We start from the raw sequence: 16,720 nt of genomic DNA, 5'->3' as shown, positions 1-16,720 counted from the left end.
TATTTTAGTATTACATCATTCTGCAAAAGATATCTGCGTTCAGATGCTTGGCCGGGGATGGCTTGTGATCCGGGCGCAGGTTAATCTTGAGTCTTTGCCTTCAGGAGTTCCTGCATGAGATTGAAAAAGCTGGTCATCATCCTGGCCGCCACGCTAGGTAGCAGCTTGCTTGCTGGTCAGGTAATGGCGCATGAATACGATATTGCCGACCTGCATATTACCCATCCATGGTCGCGTGCCCTGCCCCCTGTGGCAAAAACGGGAGCAGCTTATCTCACTATCGTAAATCGCGGTGAGCAAGCTGACCGATTGCTCGAGGTCACTACACCGGTAGCCGGCCATGCCGAGCTGCATGAACATATTCACCAGGACGGCCTGATGAAAATGCAGCAGATCGAGACTATGGCGTTACCCGCCGGAAGCAGTGTCAGTTTCAAACCCGGCAGTTACCACATCATGCTGTTTGACCTGAAGCAGCCCCTGGTGGCAGGGGAACAGTTCCCTTTGACCCTGCACTTTGAACAGGCAGGAGAACTGGAAGTCGACATTTCTGTTCAGCAGGACGCTCCGGAAGACGCTCAAGCTGAATCTGGAAAGCCCCAACATCACTGACCGCGATCAGGCGGATCACGATCCAGCAAGTGGAACCGAGGAAGGCTTAGGTGCCAGCGGATAGCTGCCAGGCGGATCACCAGAACGGTTAACACAGCGATGGTGACATCCAGGTTAGCCGTGGTGTTGAGTTGATGCAGAGCGATATACACCACTGAACCGGCTATGCAGGCGGTAGCGTAAATTTCCTTGTGGAAAATCAGCGGAATCTCATTACAGATAACATCGCGCATCACACCACCCGCGACGCCGGTCATTACCCCCATGATAACGGCCGCGCTAACCGGCACGTCGTGCTGCAGTGCTACCTGGGTGCCGATGACGGTAAACACGGCTAGCCCGAAGGCATCAGCAATCAGCAGCCCTGTTTCGTGGATAGGCCGAGTGAACCGCACCCAGAGAATGGTGCCAATAGCCGCCAACACCGCCACCAAGATGTAGACGTCATTTCTGATCCAGCTGACGGGATGGTTATCCAGAATGGCATCGCGCAAGGTCCCACCGCCCAGCGAGGTGATAATGGCAATGACCAGCACCCCGAAAAGATCCATCGACTTACGCCCGGCTACCAGCGCGCCAGAAATGGCGAATACTGCCACGCCAAACAGGTCAAAGGCATAGAACCAGGTCATGCGGTCCGATCTCCGGGCTTGCGCGGTCTCAGTCTGACCGCGTTGGGGTGCGCATGGTAACAAACTCTTCTGCTGCGGTGGGATGAATCCCCAGCGTGGCGTCGAACATGGCCTTGGTAGCTCCGGCCTTGAGTGCAACGGCCATGCCCTGGACGATTTCGCCTGCATCAGGACCAATCATGTGCACGCCCAATACCCGGTCGCTGGCCTTGTCGACAATCATCTTCATCAGGCTTTCTTCGCCCCGGCCCGCTAGCGTATTGCGCATGGGGCGGAAACGACTTTCGTAAATATTCAGCGCGTGGCCGGCTTCGCGGGCTTGTTCTTCGGTGAGCCCCAGCGTGGCTATATTCGGGATACAGAACACTGCTGTAGGTATGTCGCGATAGTCCACAGGGATATAGTCGGCCGGTTGGAACAGCCGCCGAGCCAACGCCATACCTTCCGCCAGTGCGACAGGCGTTAACTGCAGGGTATCGGTGACGTCACCAATGGCATAAATACTCGGGTCCTGGGTTTCGTAATCGCTGTTGACGGCAATAAAGCCTTTGTCATCCAGGGTCACAGCAGTGTTTTCCAGGCCCAGACCCTTGAGATTGGGCTTGCGGCCAGTGGCGTAGAGCACCAGGTCGGTCTCCAGCGTGGTGCCGTCTTTCAGTGCAACCAGCAAACTGCCATCTGCCTGGCGTTCAATGTTCCTGACATCGGCATTGAAGCGCAGGTCTATGCCCTTCTGTTTGATGGTCGCCGCCATATGCTCACGAAGGCTGATGTCAAAGCCACGCAGAAAAAGCTCGCCGCGATAGAGCAAGCTGACTTCGCGCTGCATGCCGTGGAAAATACTGGCGAACTCAATCGCAATATAACCGCCGCCCACTACCAACGTGCGTTTGGGCAAGGTTTCCAGGTGGAACACCTCGTTGGAACTGATAACGTGCTCGCTACCAGGAAACTCGGGAATATGCGGCCAGCCGCCGGTCGCAATCAAAATATGTTCGGCGGTGATTTGTTTATCCCCCACCTGCAGGGTATGCGAATCGATAAAACGCGCACGGGCATCCATGATAGTAACGCCCGAGGCTTTGAGCATATTGCGATAGATGCCGTTGAGACGCGCGATCTCCTGGTTCTTGTTTTCCAGCAGCGCAGGCCAGTCGAAGTGGGCGTCAGGCAGTTCCCAGCCGTAGCCTTTGGCGTCCTCGAAGTCCTCGGAATAATGCGCTGAATAGGCAAAGAGTTTTTTCGGTACACAGCCTACATTAACGCATGTGCCGCCCAGATAAAGATCCTCCGCCACACCTACCCTGGCCCCGAAGCCTGCAGCCATCCGGCTCGCTCTTACCCCGCCGGAGCCGGCGCCAATGACGAAAAGATCAAAATCGTAGTGACTCATTTTTATGCCTTAACTATCTGTTAACAGTGACTATGTACCACCAACCTGAACAAATACCCATTCGTTCGATCGGGTACTCGATAACTCAGCATACTCTACGCCAATGCGTTTGGCAGATCGTCATCAATCCTCATCAATGATCTTCTCGCCCTGCTCCTTGCCCTCCGCTGATGCATGTTCGACTACTGCATTCAACTGGGCGCCGTAGAGCATGACCGAGGCGGAAATATAGAAGTACAGCAGGAGAATGATCACAGCACCAATACCGCCGTAGAACAGCTGAAAGTTTCCGAAGTTGCGAGCAAAGATACCGAAACCGATCGAGGCGGCAATCCAGACCATGACGGCAATCACCGATCCCGGGGTAATGAACCGGAATTCCTGTTCTACATCTGGTGTGAGGTAGTAGATCATGGCCACGACGAACATCAGAATAAACACCACTATTGGCCAGCGTAGCCAGCTCCAGAACAGTACCCACAGATCCTTCATGCCCACCTGGTTTGCCAGCCACTCGGCTGCCGTAGGGCCTATCACCATGAAGCCAGCAGCCACCATAAGCAATAGAGCCATACCCAAGGTAAAACCTATGGACAGCGGAAAAAGCTTCCACGCTGGACGGCTTTCCTGCACGCCGTAGGCATTGTTCATGGCATTCATCAGGGATCGCATACCCGTCGATGATACCCACAGGGCCATGACGATACTGATAGACAAGATACTGTTGTTGTCTTTTTGAAGTTGATCAATAACCGGATCAACCATTTCCATCACCATGCCCGGAAACGCGACCGCTGCCTGCTGACGCAACCAATTGAAGAATTCAGGGAGATTGAAGAAACTCAGCGTGGCGGTTAGAAACAACAGGAAGGGAAATAGCGATAGCAGCGCGCGAAAAGCCAACGCAGCAGCGTAAGTCGACATGTCGTTATTGTCGAATTCGCGAAAGCTCCGTTTTATCAGCGTCCACTTGCTGACGCCGCGCAGATCCAGATATGACATAGTCCACCTTTGGCTAACCTACCTAGTCGGACGACACTGTAACCTGGGAGTTCACGTCTGACTTCAGACAGGCCTCATCTATCATTGCAAAAGATGACAACAGGAAAGTAGGCTGAAACGGCTTGATAGGTGGATGGTGTTGCAGAGGACGTAATACCCGATGGTGCCCGGAGCCGGAATCGAACCGGCACGGGGTTACCCCCGAGGGATTTTAAGTCCCTTGCGTCTACCAGTTTCGCCATCCGGGCTAACGAGTACGGTATTACTAACGACATAGTGCGAATTAATGGAGGCCGAGGTCGGAATCGAACCGGCGTTCACGGATTTGCAATCCGCTGCATAACCACTCTGCCACCCGGCCTCATAATTAACAGTCACGTTGTGGGTGAATCAAACGCAACCTTGATCGATACAAAGGTCTTGATTTTAGTCTTATCTTATTGATAAGACTGATATTTTTCAAAGCCAGTGCACTCGATGGGCTGCATTATGTATCAATTTGGAGGGCTTGGCAAGCGCACTCTGAATACTTGGCTCGCTCGCGTTCCCCGATCAGTTGGCCGCGCAGACCGCCTGATACAAAGGGGCATCGCGCTCGACCCGACGCAGTGCAGGGACACGCAGTGAACCATCTTCGGCCATCGGGACCAGTTCCTGCGTAGAGCAGTTGAGCAGATGGGTCTGATGGGAGACCAGGTCTACGTACTCTTTATCGAACTTATACAGTATGAATTGGCTGATGCTCTGCCCTTCCCGCTCGACCTGAGAAATGTTGCCCGTGTCCAGCACGGTGAAACCTACGGTCATCGGGAACATGAAAGTCCAGGGGCGCCAGAACACACCTTCCTGCTCGATCTCGACCACCTGTGAAGCTTCGGGCAGCTGGGTTTGCTTATGCTCGAACCAGTTGTACTCGTAGTAGATCTGGTAACTCAACATGCCTGCCCCTGCAAAGATCGGAATGATCCATTTAGGTAGCCTCTTTCCCGACAAACTACGTAGCGTCGCAGCGATTCCCGCCGCGCCCAAACCTGCTACAGCCAATGCTAGCAAATGCCAGATCATGAATTCTTTTCCCGGAAATAAGGCGGGCTTCCATAAGGAAGCCCGCTTAGGTTCAGCCAGCTGCACAGCTCAGCTGCGCAGGTCTGGCCTGGATACTACTCAGTGATCTACGGCAGTGCCAGCGCCTTTTGGATAGCGAACGCTTTCCACCAGATCCTGAATTTCCTGCGAAGGCTCTTCAGTTGCATAGGCAACCCCGAAGGCGACTGCGAAGTTGATCAGTGCACCAACCGCGCCGAACGACAATGGCGAGATGCCAAACAACCAGTTTTCCGGGATGTTCGCCAGGCTTGCAGTGCCTGGGATGAAGAACCAGCCCAGATAGGTAAAGATGTAGATACAGGTAGCAAACAGACCAGCCAGCATGCCCAATACCGCGCCTTTGCTGTTGATACGCTTGGAGAAGATACCCATCATCAGTACTGGGAAGATCGTTGCTGCGGCAATACCAAATGCCAGTGCAACCACCTGCGCCGCGAATCCAGGAGGGTTAATCCCCAGCCAGGTCGCAATCACGATGGCCACCGCCATGGAAATACGTGCTGCAAGCATTTCTCCCTTGTCGGTGATGTCGGGTTTGATCATCTTCTTGATAAGGTCGTGACTGATTGCCGAGGAGATCGCCAGCAACAGACCCGCCGCTGTAGATAGCGCAGCTGCAATACCACCTGCCGCAATCAAGCCGACAACCCAGCCTGGCAAGTTGGCAATCTCAGGGTTCGCCAATACCAGAATGTCGTTGTTTACGACCAGTTCATTGCCAGCCCAGCCACGCGCTTCAGCTGTTTCGGCAAATGCGGGTACTTCGTTGTACATCTGGATCCTGCCGTCATTATTCTTGTCCTCAAAGGTGACAAGTCCGGTTTCTTCCCAGGTTTGGATCCATTGTGGCCGTTCTGCATACTCGAGCGACTCAGCAGCTGGACCGTCCGGATAAATGGTATCGATCAGGTTCAGTCGGCCCATGGAAGCTACCGCAGGCGCTGTGGTGTACAGCAGGGCAATGAAGACCAGTGCCCAACCAGCAGTCCAGCGAGCATCTGCAACCTTGGGTACAGTGAAGAAGCGAATGATGACGTGTGGCAGACCGGCAGTACCGATCATCAGCGACACAGTGAACAGGAACATGTTCAGCTTGTTGGGGACAGCAGCAGTGTAATCCTGGAAGCCCAGCTCACGAACCACTTCATCCAGTTTCTGCAACATGGGCAAGCCGGACTCAAGGTGCGTGCCGAACAGACCGGTTTGCGGCAGAACATGACCGGTGATTTGCAAGGAGATGAAGATCGCCGGAATGGTATAGGCAATGATCAGCACGACATACTGCGCTACCTGAGTGTAGGTAATGCCTTTCATGCCGCCCAATACCGCATACACAAATACGACTGCTGACGCGATGATCAAACCGGTGGTAGCGTCCACTTCAAGGAAACGTGCAAATGCGACGCCCGCCCCTGTCATCTGGCCGATAACGTAGGTAGTGGAGATCACCAACAGACAGATAATCGCCACGGCACGCGCAGCGTTGCTGTTGAAACGATCACCAACGAAATCCGGCACCGTGTATTTGCCAAATTTGCGCAGGTAAGGCGCCAGCAACATCGCCAGCAATACAAAACCGCCGGTCCAGCCCATCAGGAAGGAGGAGTTGACATACCCGACCGAAATAAGACCCGCCATCGAGATGAAGGAGGCAGCGGACATCCAGTCAGCTGCTGTTGCCATGCCGTTGGTGATGGGATGGACACCCCCGCCTGCGACATAGAACTCCTTGGTGGAGCCGGCACGGGCCCAGATCGCGATAAAGATATAGACCGCGAAGGACCCGCCCACGAACAATAGATTAATAACAAATTGGCTCATATCCGTTACTCCTCCAGACCGTGTTCTTTGTCCAGACGATTCATTCTCCAGGCATAGAAGAAGATCAGGACAACAAACACCAGGATTGAGCCCTGCTGGGCGAACCAGAAACCGAGATCAGCGCCGCCTACTGAAATGCCAGATAGCATAGGCCGCAATATGATGCCGAAACCGAAGGAAACTAAAGCCCATATAATCAGGCTGCAAAAGATCAGGCGTAGGTTCGCCGACCAATATGCAGCTCCTTTCTCTTTGTCATCCATCGTTTTACTCTCCACTTTATTGTTATTACCGCGTTGGGAAATTCCACTAGCTCGGAAGGATTCCGTGACATCGATTTTGCAAAATTCGGCCTGACAATAAATCCCCGACATTAGTCTTAGGCCTTATGGCGCGCACCAGAGCGGGTCTCAAGCGGATTTGAAAGGTTTGAGTCGAAGCTGAGCAACTGGGTGCCGGGGAAGATGCGGGTGGTTTTCTGCAGGCAATAAAAAGCCGAAAGAGATGATCGTTCGGCTTTTTTAAATTCAACAACGAAAAAAGCCACCCGGAGGTGGCTTTGATCTGAATCTGGAGCGGGAAACGAGACTCGAACTCGCGAGGCTACGCGCCCCGGACTATGCGCCCCACCCCGACCTCGGCAAGGTCGTGCTTCGCTAGTCACAACGAAAAAAGCCACCCGAAGGTGGCTTTGATCTAAATCTGGAGCGGGAAACGAGACTCGAACTCGCGACCCCGACCTTGGCAAGGTCGTGCTCTACCAACTGAGCTATTCCCGCTTTGGAACGGCGCCCATTCTATCCTCCTGCGCGGGCCTGTCAAGTCATTGATTCAGAAAAAGTTATTTGTCGCTTTTTTGCACAGCATGCATGCTCATATACGGCCAGGCAGCGCGCAGATAGACGAACATTGACCACAGCGTCAGCACCGCCGAGATCATCAGCAGCACATAGCCAAGTACCACCCAATTGTTTATTAGCGGCGGATTGGCCAGTAGTACGATGAGTGCGACCATCTGCGCGGCGGTCTTGTATTTGCCCAGTTGGGATACCGCCACATGTGCACGCTTGCCTAATTCGGCCATCCATTCACGCAGTGACGAGATAACGATCTCGCGGCCGATGATCACCATCGCCGGAGCCGTGACCCAGAAATTGGCGTGGCTCTGAACCAGCAACACCAATGCCACAGCCACCATCAATTTATCCGCCACGGGATCGAGAAAGGCACCAAAGGGCGTGCTCTGCTCCCATTTTCGTGCCAGATAGCCATCCAGCCAATCGGTGATACTTGCCACAGTAAAGACGATCGCCGCAGCCAGATAGCTCCAGTGAAAGGGCAAATAATAGAACAGGATGAAGATCGGGATCAGTCCGACCCGCAGCAACGTCAGAATATTCGGTATGTTCATGAGTGATTAGCGGCCTTTGTCTAATGGCGCATTCTAGTCGCTATGCAGCGCAGCATAAATCTGTTCCGCAAGTTTTTTACTGATTCCCGGCACTTTGCCCATCTCGGCGGCACTCGCGCGCTTCAGCTCCTGCAGTCCGCCGAAGTGCTTTAATAGTTCACGCCGGCGTTTGGGTCCCACGCCTTCGATCCCTTCCAGGGGAGACGTATTGCGCGCTTTGCCCCGCCGGGCGCGGTGACCTGTGATGGCAAAACGGTGTGCTTCATCACGAATATGTTGAATCAGATGCAGCGCTGGCGAATGCGCCGGTAACACCAGCTCATTGTGCGGATCGTTCAGGTACAGCGTTTCCATGCCCGCCTTGCGAGTGACACCTTTGGCGACGCCTAACAGCGTCAAGCCATGTATCGCCAGATCCTGCAGCACCTCAAGCGCCATTGACATCTGACCCTTACCGCCATCGACCAACAGAATGTCCGGCATCTTGCCCTCGCCGTCCTTGATCCGGCTGAAACGCCGGGTCAGAGCCTGGCGCATGGCGGCGTAATCGTCACCTGCAGTAACCCCTTCAATATTGAATCGGCGGTAATCGCTCTTCAGTGGCCCTTCCGGGCCAAACACCACGCAGGAGGCGCCGGTCGCCTCGCCGCTGGAATGACTGATGTCGTAACACTCCAGACGCGTTGGTTGCTCGTCCAGCTTTAACGCCTCTTGCAGCGCTTCGAAACGGATCTGGACGTTTTGCCGATTGGCCAGCATCCCAGCCAGGGCCAGATCGGCGTTATTCACCGCCAGGCTTTGCCAGCGGCTACGCGTGCCCCTGACGCGGTGGCTGATAGTCAGGTTATGTCCGCGCGCCTGGGCTAATGCTTCGGCAATCACCGGCATGTCTTCATGCTCGGCATTGACGATAATTTCACCCGGCAGCTCACGTTCGGCGCCGCCCAGATAGTACTGGGGCAGGAAGGCCGCCAGGACCTCCCCCGGGGACTGCTCTATAGGTACACGCGGGAAATGATTCTTGCTGCCCAGCACCCTGCCCTGGCGCACCATCACCACATGCACACAAGCACCTCCGGGGGAAACCGCGGCAGCAACGATATCCACATTGCCCTGTTCGGTATCCATGCTCTGCTGGTCCTGCACCCGGCGCAGCAGCGCCATCTGATCGCGCAGTTCGGCAGCACGCTCGAAATCCAGCTGCTCCGAGGCCTGTTCCATAGCCTTGACCAGTTCATCCGCCAGAGCGTTGCTGCGGCCTTCGAGAAACATGACTGAGTGACGTACGTCCTCGGCATATTCCTGTTCATCAACCAAGCCCACACAGGGCGCCTTGCAGCGATTGATTTGATGCTGCAGGCAGGGCCGGGTGCGGTTGCGGTAGAAACTGTCCTCACATTGGCGCACCTTGAATGCCTTTTGCAGCAGGCTGAGGCTTTCGCGGATGGCTCCGGCACTGGGGTAAGGGCCGAAATAGCGCCCCTTGAGCTTCTTTGTGCCGCGATGCAGGCCCAGCCGCGGAAAGCTGTCCAGGCTGGATAGATACACATAGGGGTAGGATTTGTCGTCACGCAACAGAATATTGTAAGGCGGCCTGGACGCTTTGATCAGGCTCTGTTCCAGCAGCAGCGCCTCGGTTTCGTTCGAGGTGATGGTGGTGTCAATCTGCTGTATGCGCGCTACCAACGCTGCGGTCTTGGGGCTTAGTCCGGTCTTGCGAAAGTAACTGGCCAGGCGCTTCTTCAGGTGTTTGGCCTTGCCGACGTACAGCAGCTCACCCTGAGCATCGAACATGCGATACACGCCAGGCTTGTTGCTGGCCGTGGACAGGAAGGCATTGGGGTCGAACATCGGAGGCGTCATGCTTAGCGAGGAATGGCGTCGACCATACCGTGGCGCACGGCCAACAGCGTCAGTTCAACGTCACTGGTGATGTTCAGCTTCTCGAACAAGCGGTAGCGGTAAGTATTGACGGTCTTCGGGCTCAGACACAGCTTGTCGGCAATATTCTGCACTTTTTCACAACTGACAATCATATAGGCGATCTGCATTTCGCGTTCGGAGAGATTGTCGAAAGGCGAGTCACTGGCCGGCGCGAAGGCCTTGAGCGCAAGCTGCTGGGCAATATCCGGGCTGATATACCGTTGCCCCGCCGCCACCTGGCGAATGGCTGTCACCATTTCATCCAGCGCCGCGCCCTTGGTCACATAGCCAGCCGCACCGGCTTGCATCAAGCGTGTTGGAAACGGCTCCTCATCACACACCGTCACCGCAATGATGCGCAGATGTTTGTCGTGCAGGAGGAGTTTACGCGTCGCTTCGAGACCACCGATGCCGGGCATGCGCACATCCATCAGGACCACATCGGGCTTTAGTGTGCGTGCTTGCGTTACGGCTGATTCTCCGGAGTCTGCTTCGCCTACTACGCTGATGCCTTGCACATCACTGAGCATTCGGCTGATGCCCATGCGCACCAGATCATGGTCATCTACTACCAGTACCTTGATCAAATCCGACCCCTTGTGCATTGAACGAGCGGCATTTCAAGAACTGCCCAACGTCCGACTCAGGCAGTTTGGCCGGCACAAGCTCAGCCCTGATTCACTAGGCGGTACCATAGCAAATCGCCGCCTCCAGGGGAACGGCTGATCTAGCGATCAGCGCTGCCAAGCTGCGCTGCCAGCTCATCCAGGCAGGCAGGATCATCAATGGTGGATGGCACGCTGAAAGATTCGCCAGCCGCCATCTGCCGCATGATCCGCCGCAGTATTTTTCCGGAGCGGGTCTTGGGCAAGCGCTTGACGATCAGCGCACCTTTGAAGCAGGCCAACGCGCCTATATCCCGCCGAACCATTGCCACCAGTTCCGCGCTCAGCGTTTCGGGGTCTATCGCCACCTCATTTTTCAGCACCACCAGGCCCAGCGGCAGCTCGCCCTTGAGTTCATCAGGTATGCCGATCACCGCACATTCAGCCACCGCGCTGTGAGCGCCGAGCACTTCTTCCATTTCTCCGGTCGATAATCGATGGCCGGCGACATTGATGATGTCGTCAGTGCGGCCCATTACAAACAAGTAGCCGTCAGTGTCCAGGTAGCCGGCGTCGCCAGATTGGTAATAGCCGGGAAACGTATTGAGATAACCTTCGCGAAAGCGTGCCGGATTGCCCCAGATGCCGGTAAGACAGCCCGGGGGCAGCGGCATCTTCAGGGCAATGTTGCCTTGAGCACCCGCGGCTACCGGCAACCCTTCATCGTCGAGTATCGCCACCTCAAAGCCTGGCATGGGATAGGTCGCCGAGCCCATTTTTGCAGCTTGGAGTCCATACCCCGCCGGGTTGGCAGCGATGGCCCAGCCGGTCTCGGTCTGCCACCAGTGATCGATAATCGGCCTCTGGAAGTGTTCCTCAAGCCATGCCCATGTAGGCGGGTCCAGGCGCTCCCCAGCCAGATACAGCCGCTCCAGCTTGGACAAATCGGCAGCATGGGCGAGCGCCGCTTGCGGGTCTTCCTTTCGAATCGCGCGGAACGCCGTTGGCGCGGCGAACAGCGCCTTGACGCCGTATTCGGCGCACACGCGCCAGAACGCACCTGCGTCCGGGGTGCGAACAGGCTTGCCTTCGTAGAGCACCGTTGTGCAGCCTGCCAGTAGCGGCCCATAGACAATATAGGAGTGCCCTACCACCCAACCAACGTCCGAGGCAGCCCAGAACACATCGCCGGGTTGCATGTCATACACCACTTGCATGCTGTAGCGCATGGCTATGGCGTGGCCGCCATGATCGCGCACCACGCCCTTGGGCTTGCCGGTGGTGCCAGAGGTGTAAAGTATGTAAAGCGGGTCGCCGGCCAGCACCGGTACCGCGTCAGCTGGCTCGGCATTGGCCAGGGCTTGCTGCCATTCCAGATCGCGATCACTGTAGAGTTCTGCACGGCACTGGGGTCGTTGATAGACCACACAATGCCGGACGGGATGGGCTGCTTCGTTGATAGCAGCATCGACCAGCGGTTTGTAGGGAATAATGCGGTCAACTTCGACCCCACAGGATGCGGTCAGAATAACGTCCGCCTGGGCATCATCGATGCGCACCGCCAACTCATGAGCTGCAAAACCGCCAAACACCACGCAGTGCACCGCGCCCAGCCGAGCGCAGGCGAGCATCGCGACTACGGCTTCAGGAATCATCGGCATATAGATGATTACCCGGTCGCCTTTGTTCACACCCAAGGCACGCAGCATACCCGCGCACTGAGCCACCCGGCCGGCCAGCTCGCGGTAGCTGATACGCGCTTTGCCATGGGTCACCGGTGAGTCGTAAATCAGTGCGGTTTGCTCGCCCCTGCCTGCCTCCACATGGGCGTCAACTGCCAGCCAGGCAGTATTCAACCGTCCGTCAGCAAACCATTGATAATTACCTTCGGCGTCCTGCTGCAAAATGGCAGTCGGCGGCGTGTGCCAGGCGAGGTCTGCGGCTTGCTCAGCCCAGAATGTTTCGGGCTCGCGTCGCGCCTGGATATAGGCTTGGGCATAGGTTGGCGGGTGCAAATGGGTGGATGGCATGAACGGTAATCCTCTTATTATGCCGCCAGACTAAACCACATCGTTTATAAGGGAACTAGACTTACGTAGGATGGGTGCTGGGCGGCGGTCTGCCATACTCGCCACACATACAAAAAGGTCATGCTCATGAGTAAGGAAGACCCCTTCGCCGCCACCGGCAAAACCGCGGTTATGCAGAATGTGCATGGCACCATGACCTTTTTGCTTAATTACCCGCCCTTCAACCTGATGGATACGCATCACCTGGCGTTTATGGTGGAGCATTGCCAGTTGTGTTTCTTTGCCAGTGGCGAATCCATCATCCGCCCGCAGGAAGGTCCGGTAAAACATTTTTATATCGTCAAACAGGGGTTGGTCAGGGGCGAACGGATGCTCGCTGGCCAGGAGACACCGGAAACCACCTTCGAGATTAGCCAGGGTGAGTGCTTTCCACTCGCGGCATTGATTGGCGAGCGAGCCACGCGGACCGAACATCTGGCCGGCAAGGATACGTTTTGTCTAGCATTACCCCGCGCTGACTTTGCCAGGCTGTTTGCCATGTCTGCACCCTTTCGCGACTTTGCCCTGCGTGGTGTGAGTAGTCTGCTGGATCAGGTCAATCAGCAAGCCCAGATGCAGGCGGCGGAGAATCTCGGCTCCCAGTATTCGCTGGATACCCGCCTTGGCGATCTGGCCGTGCGCAGCCCGGTCAGCTGCGCCGCGGAATTACCTGTACGCGTTGCCGTCAGGCACATGCACGAGGCCAATGTCGGCAGTATTGTCATCGTTGATTCAGATAACAAACCGCAAGGCATCTTTACCCTGCGCGATCTGCGCAAAGTCGTGGCGCTGGGCGAGGTCGACATGGATGAGCCTATCCATCGGGTGATGTCCTCTCCCCCCTTCCACCTGACTTCCAGCGCCTCCGCCTTCGATGCAGCGATTGCCATGACTGGTCGGCATATAGCGCACATCTGCGTGGTTGACCAGGATAGGTTGGTCGGCGTGGTATCCGAGCGAGATCTGTTTTCCTTGCAGCGCGTTGATCTGGTCCATCTGGCCAGGACCATTCGTCAGGCCGCCCGGGTCAGCACCCTGGCGGCGTTGCGCACCGATATTCGCCAATTGGTCGAAAGCATGATGGCCCACGGCGCATCCTCAACCCAGATCACGCACATCATTACCCTGCTCAACGACCACACCGTCTGCCGGGTCATAGAACTGTGCATTGAAGAACACGGCGATCCAGGCTTTCCGTTCACCTGGCTATGTTTTGGCAGTGAGGGGCGCCGCGAGCAAACGCTGCACACCGACCAGGACAACGGCATTCTATTCGAGGCTGACGACGCTGCAGAAGCGGCGCGAATGCGCGGCCTGCTGCTGCCTTTGGCGCAGAAAATCACCCTCGGGCTGGCCGAGTGTGGTTTTACCTTGTGCAAGGGCAACATCATGGCCAGCAACCCCGAGCTGTGTCTGTCGAGGCATGAATGGGACAGGCGGTTCGACCAGTTTATTAGCTCAGCGACGCCAAAAAACCTGATGGCCTCCTCGATTTTCTTCGACTACCGCGTCGTCTGGGGCGAGGCGGACGGCGCTCGAAAACTGTTCGCCGGGGTGCTGGACAAAGTCAGCAACAACGCGCTGTTCCAGCATATGCTCGCTCACAACGCGCTAGAACAGCGGCCACCCATTGGGCGCTTCCGCGACTTTGTGGTGGCGCGCAGCGGCGCTGAGAAGGATACGCTGGACTTGAAAAAGCAGGGCTTGATGCCCTTTGTCGACGGTGCGCGCTTGCTTGCCCTGGCCCATGGCATTGCCGAGTGCAATACGCTGGAGCGCTTTCGTCAGCTGAGCACCATTGAGGTCATCGACGCCAAGGATGCTGCCGCATACGAAGAGGCCTATCACTTCATCCAATTGATCCGCATGCAACAGCATCAACTACAAGACAGGCAAGGTCTGCCGTTCAGCAACCGGATTGATCCGGACATCCTCAACCATCTGGATCGTCGCATTCTCCGCGAATCATTCCGCCAGGCAAAAAGGCTGCAAGCGAGCCTGGCTCTGAGGTACCAATTATGAGCCCGCTGAGTTGGCTACATCGTCGCACGGCGAGTATCAGTGAGCTCCAGCGCGACCGACGTGATCACCTGCCTGCGCCGCAACCGCTGGACCAGACACCACTGCACGAGACCAAGCTGGTTGTGGTGGATGTTGAAACCAGCGGCCTGAATACCCAGCGTGACAAGGTCCTGTCTATAGGCGCGGTGGTGATCGAGCGCGGCGCGATCGATATGGGCACCCAGTACGAGAGCACCCTTTACCGGGCCAACCACAAAGTGACCGAAGCCATTCTCATACACGGTATACCGCCCAGCGAGGTGGCTCTGGGCATGGCGCCACAAGACGCGTTGCTGGATTTTATGGAGTTTGCTGGCGAGTGTGTTTTCCTCGCCTTCCACGCTGGCTTTGATCAGCGCATGCTGAGCAAGAGCCTGCGCCACGATCTAGGTTACCGCCTGCAGCACAAATTCCTCGATGTAGCCGAGATCGCACCGATGCTCTGTCCAGATGCGATTGTCGGCCGTGGCGGACTGGATGATTGGCAGACCTACTTCGAACTCAATAATACCGAGCGTCACAATGCCGCCGCCGATGCGATGGCTACCGCCGAGATCATGTTGATCCTTTTGAGCAAGGCTCGCGCTCAAGGCATTAACCAATTGGACGAATTGAATACTCGGCTCGGGCACTGGCGGAAGCTCAAACGCGCACGTCTTGGCGGAGTATGAGTTTTCTCCTTGATTCCGCCTGATGCGTCGGCGCTAATTTTCTTTAAGCCATTTTTATTGAACCCCAGGAATTGATTTCAGTCGGAATCGTCGGTAGCCTCCGCGACCCTGACAACCCTGGAGTTTTGCATGATCAAGAAAGTCGTTTATAAAACTGCACTTGCACTGGCGGTAACCACCGTTTCTACCCACCTGATGGCCAATGGCGTTGCAATCAACGAGCAAAGTGCCAGCGGCATGGGCACCGGTTTCGCCGGGCGCTCCTCCTCCGCGCAAGATGCCAGTACCGTATTCGGCAACCCCGCCGGGATGTCCAAGCTCGACCGCGCGCAAATCAGCGGGGGTTTTGCTGTCATCAGTGCCAACACCGACATCAGCAATGCGCAAGGCAGTACAAGCGGCACTAACGACGGCGATATGGTTCCGGTCGCAGCGGTGCCCTTCGGCTACTACGTCAGGCCCTTGAATGACGACTGGCATTTTGGTCTGGGCGTCTATGTGCCCTTTGGTGTAATCAGCGATTACGAAGACAGCTTCCAGGGCCGCTACCACGGTCTGGAAAGCGAAGTGCAGGTAGTAACGCTGCAACCTACGCTCAGCTATCGTGTTAACGACCGTGTTTCAATCGGTTTCGGCCCCACCATCAATCGCATCGAAGGAACCTTGACCAGTGCCGTTCCCGTCGGCCCGAGCGATGCCAACGTGGATATTCAGGGTGACGATATCGGCTACGGTTTCAACGCTGGCGTGCTGGTGGATCTGTCCGAGCGCGTGGCACTGGGTGTCACTTACCACTCCAGTGTCGATTACACGCTGGAAGGAAGAACCCGCGTGTCCGGCTTCCCGGCACAGTTGCCGGTCAACGGCAGTTATGACGCCACTCTGGATGTGACCACGCCCGAGTCAGTCGACGTGTCCTTGACCTACGCTCACGATGAGCGCTGGACACTTTATGCGGGTACTACCTGGACACGCTGGAGCCAGTTTGACCAGCTGATCATCGAAAATGAGAACTCCCCAGCGCTGTTTGGAACAGTAGAAGAAGAGCTCAACTGGTCGGATACCTGGGCATTTGCGTTCGGCGCGGCCTATCAAATCACGCCGGAAGTGGTTCTGCGCACCGGCCTGGCGTTCGACCGCTCCCCCACGACGGATGCTGATCGCACCGTTCGTATTCCAGTAGGTAACCGCAAGGTTCTGTCTCTGGGTGCCGGCTGGGAAGCGACCGACAACGTCACCGTGGATGTGGCTTATGCCTATCTACATGAAGACCAGGCGAGCGTCAGCTATTCGGACTATAGCGCTGACTACCGCAATAGCGCACATGGCTTGTCTACTCAGGTCACCTATAGTTACTGACCTTTAGCGCAAGAAAAAAACGCCTCGATTGCTCGGGGCGTTTTGTTCTGCTTT

The 16,720-nt window shown here is 56.1% G+C and carries 14 protein-coding genes and 3 tRNA genes; 4 read left to right on the top strand and 13 right to left on the bottom strand.

Translation table 11 applies throughout. The features are described from left to right. The first annotated feature begins 114 nt into the window (after positions 1-114). A complete protein-coding gene (locus EAO82_RS12765) occupies positions 115-612 on the top strand; it encodes a copper chaperone PCu(A)C (RefSeq protein WP_096347655.1) in 498 nt (165 codons plus the stop codon). Here EAO82_RS12765 and EAO82_RS12760 read toward each other — a convergent pair. The 13 genes from EAO82_RS12760 to EAO82_RS12700 form a co-directional block, all read right to left on the bottom strand. Continuing rightward, complete coding sequence (locus tag EAO82_RS12760; RefSeq protein WP_096347656.1) at positions 606-1,244, bottom strand: trimeric intracellular cation channel family protein; 639 nt, start codon at positions 1,242-1,244, stop codon at positions 606-608. The genes EAO82_RS12765 and EAO82_RS12760 overlap by 7 nt on opposite strands. A gap of 28 nt (positions 1,245-1,272) precedes the next feature. Further along, positions 1,273-2,637 (bottom strand): glutathione-disulfide reductase, encoded by a 1,365-nt coding sequence (gene gorA, locus EAO82_RS12755; RefSeq protein ID WP_096347657.1) that lies wholly within the window; start codon positions 2,635-2,637, stop codon positions 1,273-1,275. Between the two features lie 123 nt (positions 2,638-2,760). Beyond that, a complete protein-coding gene (locus EAO82_RS12750) occupies positions 2,761-3,639 on the bottom strand; it encodes a YihY/virulence factor BrkB family protein (protein ID WP_096347658.1) in 879 nt (292 codons plus the stop codon). Between the two features lie 161 nt (positions 3,640-3,800). Further along, a tRNA-Leu gene (locus EAO82_RS12745) sits at positions 3,801-3,887 on the bottom strand. A gap of 39 nt (positions 3,888-3,926) precedes the next feature. Then, a tRNA-Cys gene (locus tag EAO82_RS12740) sits at positions 3,927-4,000 on the bottom strand. 191 nt (positions 4,001-4,191) lie between these two features. Beyond that, positions 4,192-4,578 (bottom strand): hypothetical protein, encoded by a 387-nt coding sequence (locus tag EAO82_RS12735; protein WP_231703205.1) that lies wholly within the window; start codon positions 4,576-4,578, stop codon positions 4,192-4,194. 225 nt (positions 4,579-4,803) lie between these two features. Beyond that, on the bottom strand, positions 4,804-6,567 hold the full coding sequence (locus EAO82_RS12730; RefSeq protein WP_096347660.1) for a sodium:solute symporter family protein: 1,764 nt from the start codon (positions 6,565-6,567) through the stop codon (positions 4,804-4,806). Between the two features lie 5 nt (positions 6,568-6,572). Next, positions 6,573-6,830: a DUF4212 domain-containing protein gene (locus EAO82_RS12725; protein ID WP_096347661.1), complete on the bottom strand. Its 258-nt coding sequence runs from the start codon at positions 6,828-6,830 to the stop codon at positions 6,573-6,575. Positions 6,831-7,270: 440 nt separating this feature from the next. Continuing rightward, positions 7,271-7,346: transfer RNA gene (locus EAO82_RS12720), tRNA-Gly, on the bottom strand. Between the two features lie 62 nt (positions 7,347-7,408). Further along, complete coding sequence (pgsA, locus tag EAO82_RS12715) at positions 7,409-7,978, bottom strand: CDP-diacylglycerol--glycerol-3-phosphate 3-phosphatidyltransferase (protein ID WP_096347662.1); 570 nt, start codon at positions 7,976-7,978, stop codon at positions 7,409-7,411. 33 nt (positions 7,979-8,011) lie between these two features. Further along, entirely contained in the window at positions 8,012-9,829 is a 1,818-nt protein-coding gene (gene uvrC / locus EAO82_RS12710) for an excinuclease ABC subunit UvrC (RefSeq protein ID WP_231703204.1), read from the bottom strand. A 14-nt stretch (positions 9,830-9,843) separates the two neighbouring features. Beyond that, a complete protein-coding gene (gene uvrY / locus EAO82_RS12705) occupies positions 9,844-10,488 on the bottom strand; it encodes a UvrY/SirA/GacA family response regulator transcription factor (RefSeq protein ID WP_096347729.1) in 645 nt (214 codons plus the stop codon). A gap of 140 nt (positions 10,489-10,628) precedes the next feature. Then, positions 10,629-12,536: a propionyl-CoA synthetase gene (locus EAO82_RS12700; protein ID WP_096347664.1), complete on the bottom strand. Its 1,908-nt coding sequence runs from the start codon at positions 12,534-12,536 to the stop codon at positions 10,629-10,631. A gap of 126 nt (positions 12,537-12,662) precedes the next feature. Here EAO82_RS12700 and EAO82_RS12695 point away from each other — a divergent pair, with 126 nt between their 5' ends. The 3 genes from EAO82_RS12695 (at position 12,663) to EAO82_RS12685 (ending at position 16,666) form a co-directional block, all read left to right on the top strand. Then, complete coding sequence (locus EAO82_RS12695) at positions 12,663-14,597, top strand: putative nucleotidyltransferase substrate binding domain-containing protein (RefSeq protein ID WP_096347665.1); 1,935 nt, start codon at positions 12,663-12,665, stop codon at positions 14,595-14,597. After that, complete coding sequence (locus EAO82_RS12690) at positions 14,594-15,307, top strand: PolC-type DNA polymerase III (protein ID WP_096347666.1); 714 nt, start codon at positions 14,594-14,596, stop codon at positions 15,305-15,307. Before EAO82_RS12695 ends, EAO82_RS12690 begins: the two co-directional genes overlap by 4 nt. A 132-nt stretch (positions 15,308-15,439) precedes the next feature. After that, positions 15,440-16,666, top strand: coding sequence for an OmpP1/FadL family transporter (locus tag EAO82_RS12685; protein ID WP_096347730.1), 1,227 nt, complete (start codon positions 15,440-15,442; stop codon positions 16,664-16,666). Positions 16,667-16,720: the final 54 nt, after the last annotated feature.

This window comes from Halopseudomonas pelagia, assembly GCF_009497895.1.
Taxonomy (GTDB): Bacteria; Pseudomonadota; Gammaproteobacteria; order Pseudomonadales; family Pseudomonadaceae; genus Halopseudomonas; species Halopseudomonas pelagia_A.
Note: the sequence above shows the minus strand (reverse complement) of the source record. Positions and strands in the feature narration are given on the sequence as shown.

Excerpts from the sequence above, each read along its gene's own strand:
- EAO82_RS12765 (WP_096347655.1), top strand. The coding sequence starts at position 115 with ATGAGATTGAAAAAGCTGGTCATCATCCTGGCCGCCACGCTAGGTAGC.
- EAO82_RS12760 (WP_096347656.1), bottom strand. The coding sequence starts at position 1,244 with ATGACCTGGTTCTATGCCTTTGACCTGTTTGGCGTGGCAGTATTCGCC.
- gorA (WP_096347657.1), bottom strand. The coding sequence starts at position 2,637 with ATGAGTCACTACGATTTTGATCTTTTCGTCATTGGCGCCGGCTCCGGC.
- EAO82_RS12750 (WP_096347658.1), bottom strand. The coding sequence starts at position 3,639 with ATGTCATATCTGGATCTGCGCGGCGTCAGCAAGTGGACGCTGATAAAA.
- EAO82_RS12735 (WP_231703205.1), bottom strand. The coding sequence starts at position 4,578 with ATGTTGAGTTACCAGATCTACTACGAGTACAACTGGTTCGAGCATAAG.
- EAO82_RS12730 (WP_096347660.1), bottom strand. The coding sequence starts at position 6,567 with ATGAGCCAATTTGTTATTAATCTATTGTTCGTGGGCGGGTCCTTCGCG.
- EAO82_RS12725 (WP_096347661.1), bottom strand. The coding sequence starts at position 6,830 with ATGGATGACAAAGAGAAAGGAGCTGCATATTGGTCGGCGAACCTACGC.
- pgsA (WP_096347662.1), bottom strand. The coding sequence starts at position 7,978 with ATGAACATACCGAATATTCTGACGTTGCTGCGGGTCGGACTGATCCCG.
- uvrC (WP_231703204.1), bottom strand. The coding sequence starts at position 9,829 with ATGTTCGACCCCAATGCCTTCCTGTCCACGGCCAGCAACAAGCCTGGC.
- EAO82_RS12700 (WP_096347664.1), bottom strand. The coding sequence starts at position 12,536 with ATGCCATCCACCCATTTGCACCCGCCAACCTATGCCCAAGCCTATATC.
- EAO82_RS12695 (WP_096347665.1), top strand. The coding sequence starts at position 12,663 with ATGAGTAAGGAAGACCCCTTCGCCGCCACCGGCAAAACCGCGGTTATG.
- EAO82_RS12690 (WP_096347666.1), top strand. The coding sequence starts at position 14,594 with ATGAGCCCGCTGAGTTGGCTACATCGTCGCACGGCGAGTATCAGTGAG.